General features: G+C 59.4%; 1 protein-coding gene. It reads right to left on the bottom strand.

Annotated elements, in window-relative coordinates; genetic code table 11:
- On the bottom strand, positions 1-244 hold a 244-nt coding region (locus tag ACTHSL_RS14070), incomplete at both ends, for a hypothetical protein (RefSeq protein WP_440381750.1).

Below are 244 nucleotides of genomic sequence, written 5' to 3' on the forward strand. Positions count from 1 at the left end.
GTATAAGAGACAGGACTACTGGGGTATCTAATCCGATCCAGGGTACATTGTCGGGGACGAAGGGATAGTTGGGTGCCCCTTCGACGCGGGTGACTTGCGGGGTGAGGCCACTGAGGTTGGGAATATCCGTCTGGCTGCCATCCAGATCGAAGTATTCCGCACGCAGGCCGGGGGTGGTGGTCGTTCCGCCACTGTTCAGCGTCACGCGTACATCGGTCGAATCTTCGCTCTCGCCACCCGTAGG

Origin of the sequence: Neisseria sp. P0008.S010 (assembly GCF_051962715.1) — a bacterium.
Lineage (GTDB): Bacteria > Pseudomonadota > Gammaproteobacteria > Burkholderiales > Neisseriaceae > Neisseria > Neisseria elongata.